At 66.6% G+C, this 299-nt stretch carries 1 protein-coding gene; it reads left to right on the plus strand.

Going from position 1 to position 299, the window contains the following annotated elements; all coding sequences use genetic code 11:
* On the plus strand, positions 1 to 299 hold a 299-nt coding region (locus ACFQ95_RS25965), incomplete at both ends, for an NAD(P)(+) transhydrogenase (Re/Si-specific) subunit beta (protein WP_422835862.1).

Below are 299 nucleotides of genomic sequence, written 5' to 3' on the forward strand. Positions count from 1 at the left end.
GTCATCGTGCCGGGCTACGGCCTGGCGGTGGCGCGCGCCCAGCATGCGGTGAAGGAACTCGCGGCCAAGCTCACCGAGCGTGGCATCACCGTCAAATACGCCATCCACCCGGTGGCCGGGCGTATGCCGGGCCACATGAACGTGCTCTTGGCCGAGGCCGAGGTGCCCTACGACCAGGTGTTTGAGATGGAAGACATCAACGGCGAGTTCGGCCAGGCCGATGTGGCCATCATCCTGGGCGCCAACGACGTGGTGAACCCGGCGGCGCACACCAAGGGCAGTGCGATCTACGGCATGCC

Origin of the sequence: Variovorax sp. HJSM1_2 (assembly GCF_049316285.1) — a bacterium.
Classification (GTDB): Bacteria; Pseudomonadota; Gammaproteobacteria; order Burkholderiales; family Burkholderiaceae_C; genus Rhodoferax_B.